We start from the raw sequence: 5,590 nt of genomic DNA, 5'->3' as shown, positions 1-5,590 counted from the left end.
CCGCTCCCACTGGCGTCGCCGCCATCAACACCGAGCCCGGCAATCCCACTATCGAGCCCGAGGGCACCTGCCCTAAACGCGACTGTAGTACTAGGTGCTGCGCAACGCCGCAGCGTCCGGTTACCACGATTGTCCGTGGCGCGGCGATGCGTGACCGCGATGCTGCGAGGAATCGGTGATTGTTCGCTCAACGGCTCCAATCATGCGCGATATCCTTGGAGGACTCTGCAGAGGCGATTGAGGTGGCAGGTACGTTCCGGTGTTGCGTGATGGAAGAGCCGACGGAGTGAGCTATGCCGCCGGCCGAGAACGATCCGTTAGCGACCCAACGCGACGAAGTGCACGCCGTCGCGACGGAGCTTCGAAACGAAGGATTCGAAGACCCCCGAGAAATCGGCCGCGGCGGGTTCGGTGTCGTGTTCCGGTGCCGGCAACGTTCCCTCGACCGCACGATTGCCGTAAAGGTCATGACCTCGGAGCTGGACGACGAGAACCGCGCCCGGTTCTTCCGGGAACAGCGGGCGATGGGGCGACTCACCGGCAATCCCAATATCGTGAACGTACTGCAGGTGGGCACTACAGGAAGTGGGCGGCCGTACCTCGTGATGCAATTCCATGCCCAGGGCTCACTGCAAACTTGGATCGGCCGTCAGGGTTCACTTCCACTTGACGAGGTTCTCCGGATCGGGATACGTATCGCCGGTGCGTTGGAGAGCGCCCACCGCCTCGGGATCATTCATCGCGACGTCAAACCTGCGAACATTTTGCTCACCGACTATGGCGAGCCTGCCTTAGCCGATTTCGGAATCGCACATATACCTGGCGGATTCACCACCACCAAGCGTGTCATCACCGGATCGCCAGCCTTCACCGCACCTGAAGTGTTGCGGGGGGACGAGCCGAGCGCGGCCTCCGACATCTACGGTCTCGGCGCCACCGTATTCTGCGCCCTCACGGGGCATGCCGCATTCGAACGTCACAGCGGAGAGAACGTGATCGCTCAGTTTCTGCGGGTCACGACCGATCCGGTCCCCGACCCACGGATCGCCGGAATCCCCGACGACGTCAGCACCGTTATCGAACGCGCAATGGCCGCCGAGCCACACCACCGCCAGCCCACGGCTACTGCGTTCGGTGACGAACTTCGGGGCATCCAGGCACGCTACGGATTTCCGATGGATGTGATGGCGGTCCGCGTCGAACCGGGAGGCGGGTCCGCCGGGACGCACACTGGCACGAGAGAGCATCGATCGCACTCCATGCCCGGCGTCGGCGAGTCCGCGCAGGGCGATCTTCCTCTGGAGTTGACCAGCTTCGTCGGTCGTCGTCACGAACTCGCTCAGGCACGACGACTGCTCGGGGGCTCGCGCCTTGTCACTCTTACCGGCATCGGTGGGGTCGGCAAGACTCGGCTGGCGCTGCGCGTGGCGGCGAAGGTGCAGGTAGCGTTCACCGACGGTGTGCGGATAGTCAAGCTCGGCGCAGTCAAGGACGACTCGCTCGTCGTGGTCGTCGTCGCATCCGAACTCGGGCTACGCCATCAGACGGCGCGACCGCTCATCGAGATTCTGCAAGCGTTCATAGGCTCGAAGAAGTTGCTCTTGGTGCTCGATAATTGTGAGCAAGTGCTGGAGCAGACGGCAGAAGTCGTCGACCAACTTCTGCACTTCTGTCCCAACCTCTTCATCCTCGCCACAAGCCGCGAGCCACTGGGAATCGGCGGGGAAGCCGTTCTGCGCGTTCCACCACTCAGCGTCCCCGCTGACAGCCGCCCGACGACACCGGACGGCCTTCCCCAGTTCGACGCCGTAAGACTATTCGCCGAACGGGCAGTTGCTGCAGTCCCCACGTTTTCTCTGAACGAGGACAACGCGAGCACGGTCGCGCAGATCTGCCGGCAGCTGGACGGTCTGCCCCTGCCGATCGAGTTGGCGGCCGCAAGATTGCGAGCGATGTCGCCCGAGCAGATTCGGGATCGGCTGAGGGACCGCTACGAAGTGTTGTCCCGCGGGCACTGGGCCGGACCACCGAGACAGAGAACGATGCGGCTGTGTATGGACTGGAGCTACGAGCTGTGCTCACCACGGGAACGACTCGTATGGTCCCGGTTGTCGGTGTTCGCGGGTCACTTCGAACTCACGGCGGCAGAGACTATCTGCGGCCGTGACATCTCGTCCGACGAATTCCTGGACACGCTTACCTCTCTGGTGGACAAGTCCATCCTGATGCGGGAAGAGGTCGGCCGGGATGTGCGGTTCCGGATGCTCGAGATCCTGCGCGTCTACGGCAAAGAGAAGGCGCAAGCATCAGGCGAACTTCAGCAACTGCGCCGTGAGCATCGGGAATGGTGTCGGCAGCTGTCCGCTGGCGCGGCAACCGATTGGATCAGCCCCCGTCAACTCGAGTGGATCACGCAACTGACCCGCGAGCAGTCGAACCTACGTGAGGCAATGGAGTTTTCCGTGGGTGACGCCCCCGAACTGGGTCTCGATATCGCCTCGTCTCTGTTCGCGTTCTGGTTTTCCCACAGCCTGTTCAACGAGGGCAGATACTGGCTCGACCGCCTACTAGCGTGCGAGGCAGGCCAGCATCCCGCCACCAGGATCAAAGCGCTCTACGCTGCATGCTCGCTGGCCGCGGTGCAGCGAGACTTCGACAGTGCGTCGACCCTCGTCGAGGAGGCACGCTCGCTGGCCGCGGAAACGACAAACCCTGTTGCCAACATTTTCCTCTCCCGCACCGAAGGCGTGGTCGGAGTCTACAAGGGCGAACTCGCTCCTGCGTGCGCCGAACTCGAAAGGGCGCGCGCCGCATTACCAACCGATCACGATCTAACACAATATGTTTGGATACTCGTGATGCTAGGTGTTGGTTACGATCTGCTCGGAGAGTCGAATCAGGCGATCACGTGTTTCAACGATGCTCTTTCCATTACGGAAGCTCACGACGAGACTATGTACCGGTCGTACACCCTGTGGGCGATGGGCGTGGCCATCATGCGCCGAGGCGAGTTGGAACGGGCGAGCGGGCTTCTGAAAGAAGCACTGGTACTGATTCGACGTGTCGACGACCGCTTGGCCGCGGCGGTGTGCCTCGAGGCGCTCGCGTGGACAGCGGGCGCGGAGCGACGGTTCAAACGATCCGCTACACTTCTGGGCGCCGCGGCGAACTTCGCGCATTCCGTCGGGAGCAGCCCACTGCTGTTCACCGCCCTCCAAGACCAACACGATCGCTGTGTGACCGACGCCTCTCGCGAACTCGGCCCCAGCACCTTCAGCGCGGCTCGTAGCACGGGCAGCCTGTTCGACACGGACGGTGCAATCACCTACGCGCTCGAGGGGGAGGCTGTGGAGTCCTCGCCACGACCGCACCCGTCACAATCCGGCCAGCCGTCTGTCCGGTTGACCAAACGTGAACGCGAAGTCGCCGCGCTGGTCGCCGAAGGGCTGACCAATCGCCAGATCGCGACCAGGCTGACCATATCGCCGCGGACGGCACAGGGTCATGTGGAACACCTCCTCGCCAAACTCGGATTCAACTCCCGAGCCCAAATCGCGGCATGGTTCGCAACCGAGAACGCGTGAGCGTGTTGTAACGGTGAAGGTTCGATCTCCGCCCTCGAGGTCGCCCCCATGACGAGGCTGGCACCGGAAGCGTTCCTCGTTGCAGCAGCACGCCGATGGTGCAACGAACTGGATCCGAGTCTCACCAGTGTTCGCGGATGCCGGCCAACCCTTCCGGCGGCCGACGCGAGGACAGCCGCCGGCCGACGTCGTCATCAGGAGCGGATCGTGATTGTCGTCGCCCAGCGATGAACGCGTCGTGCTGACGATCCGTTGGCGATCCCAACTCGAATCCCGGTGACGACGTTCATTCAGTTCAAGGCGAATGAATAGTTCTAGCGTGCCGTCAAGGCGCCAAGCTGACCTCGGCGGCCGGTACGGCGGAGACGTCCGCTTGTTGTAGCCCTGCAGGTGTCCGGTCAGGATATGCGACCTCGCCAATGACTGCGCGATCCAGTTCAGCGTCCAATCCTTCATCGACTCGCCCGTCACGCAGCCCAATGGTCTTCTCCACCGCGAAGACCACGACAAGGGCCGACGCGAGACCGAGCGCGAGGAAAACGACAACTCCGTACACTTGATGCCCAATGTTGATCGAGGCGTGCTGGAAGGCGTACTCACCCTGCGTAATTCCAAAATAGCCACCCTGCTTGACGCCGCCTGCCCACACCGCGGTCATCAAAGCGCTATAGATTCCCGGGCCCAGCGTAAGTGGTACGACTTTGACGTCGTCGAGTCGGAGCCTGATCATCAGCTTGTAGCCGCCGAGCAGAATAAGGGGTGCAAACAAGGCGGTCAGACCTGCCTGCCATGGCTTGACGACGTCGATCAGCCCCGACACCGTGATCCAGCCGGCAACGGGTGACACCAAGAAGAAGTACGGGTGTTGCCCTATCTTCCAGACCAGCAGACCGCCAATCGCCGAGGCCGCGAAGGCCATCATGAGATTCGTGACAATCAGCCCCATGCCACTCTCGTTCAGGGTGATCCCGAAGAATCCGGATCCGGGTACCAGATAACCGTTGGTAAGCACGTAGCCGCAGATCCCGGCAAGGAAGACGACCATCCCGACCACTACATACAGCATGTTGTGTGGGATCGCAGGCTCGGTCGCGGTGCCGTCGAAAACACCCACTCTCGGCCTGGCTCGCCACACCAATACAAGCGCCCAACACCCAAGCAATATATAGAAGAATGCACCGCCGAAGTCATGAGTACCGGCGTTGGACAGCGGCCCGACAGAGCCGTAGACCAGGTACCCCGCGACCGGGATGACTACAGCCCCGAAGAGTAATGCGATCAACGCCAATGAAGTCGTTTTGACCCGTTCGATCACGGACCCGGCCAAAAGCGCTGCGAAGAAGGCTGCGAAGAGGATGAAGAGCGCGTAAAAGGCCTGAAAGGAGTCAGCATTCGGCACGACCGCTGGATCGAGATCCTGGGGTAGGGTATTGATTCCTGTTCCTCCGAGCCACCACGACTCGAGTGCCTGGCCGAGCGGATTAACAACACCGAAAGCCTGGTTGAACTGCGTGACCCAGATGGCGAATCCGATCAGTGACATACCCGCCGCGGCAACGAATGCGGCGACAAGCTTTTGCGTCAACGTGTGCATCACGTTTCCTGCGCGACTGAGGCCGGCGTCGAAAAGAAGTATCGCGGCTATTGCAAGCAAGATGGCGATCAGCCCGATAATGTAGACGACCGTCGGAAACTGCGCCGCCATAGAAACTTGATCTAGGTACATGGCATCCTTCTACCTGGGAGTGGAGTGGTAAGACGCGGTTGCTTCCTGATTCCATGAGAGATTCCTCACCAAGAGGAACCGTCTAATCGAATCGGGCCAGCCCCTGTATAGTTCACCGCCGTCAAGTTTCTCACGATGCGTGAGACGTTTTCTGAGTCTGTTCCCCCACCCGTGCGCCCACAGTACTCACCATCGGGTCACGACCAACTTCTGATCGGTGAAGAAATCCAACGGCGCAGCACCACACACATGCGAATCACCGTAGAACGAGGCACCGTAC

2 protein-coding genes are annotated in these 5,590 nt (G+C 61.4%); one reads left to right on the top strand and one right to left on the bottom strand.

What is annotated here, in order from left to right:
- Nucleotides 1-293: 293 nt before the first annotated feature.
- Entirely contained in the window at nucleotides 294-3,584 is a 3,291-nt protein-coding gene (locus ACFTWF_RS44865) for a protein kinase (protein WP_378467506.1), read from the top strand.
- A gap of 325 nt (nucleotides 3,585-3,909) precedes the next feature.
- Here the strand turns inward: ACFTWF_RS44865 and ACFTWF_RS44860 are convergent, their stop codons facing one another.
- Nucleotides 3,910-5,310 carry an ammonium transporter gene (locus ACFTWF_RS44860; protein WP_378467505.1) on the bottom strand — a complete coding sequence of 467 codons (1,401 nt, stop codon included), beginning with the start codon at nucleotides 5,308-5,310 and terminating at the stop codon, nucleotides 3,910-3,912.
- Between the last annotated feature and the right edge of the window lie 280 nt (nucleotides 5,311-5,590).

The organism is Rhodococcus sp. NPDC056960, from assembly GCF_042674125.1.
In the GTDB taxonomy this organism is placed as follows: domain Bacteria; phylum Actinomycetota; class Actinomycetes; order Mycobacteriales; family Mycobacteriaceae; genus Rhodococcus_F.
Note: the sequence above shows the minus strand (reverse complement) of the source record. Positions and strands in the feature narration are given on the sequence as shown.

What these genes read in the sequence shown, in the direction of transcription:
- ACFTWF_RS44865 (WP_378467506.1), top strand. Translation starts at nt 294, where the DNA reads ATGCCGCCGGCCGAGAACGATCCGTTAGCGACCCAACGCGACGAAGTG.
- ACFTWF_RS44860 (WP_378467505.1), bottom strand. Translation starts at nt 5,310, where the DNA reads ATGTACCTAGATCAAGTTTCTATGGCGGCGCAGTTTCCGACGGTCGTC.